The 247-nt window shown below is 40.1% G+C and carries 1 protein-coding gene; it reads left to right on the top strand.

The window, feature by feature from the left end:
• Positions 1-247: hypothetical protein (locus tag H3V04_RS09890; RefSeq protein WP_198188520.1), on the top strand; the 247-nt coding region annotated here is incomplete at both ends.

Raw genomic sequence — 247 nt, 5'->3', positions numbered from 1 at the left:
AAATGATGCTTTAATTGCAACGGCTAAGGCTAAAGCTGAAGCTGTCAAAACAGAAGCTGAAGCTGAAGCATATCGGATAGATCAATTGCAAGCCAGTCTGGCTAAAGCAAGTGACGGCTACTTTAAAAATCAGAGTTTGGACAGTTTCAATAATTTAGCTAAGGGACCTAACAATCTAATTGTAGTTAATAAAGACGACCTTACGAATTTGGGAAGCATTCCTGCGACTGCAAAGATCTGGCATGAG

Source organism: Bifidobacterium sp. M0353, assembly GCF_016100645.1.
Taxonomy (GTDB): Bacteria; Actinomycetota; Actinomycetes; order Actinomycetales; family Bifidobacteriaceae; genus Bombiscardovia; species Bombiscardovia choladohabitans.
The sequence above is the reverse complement of the archived record's forward strand: the minus strand, read 5'-3'. Positions and strand labels throughout refer to the sequence as shown.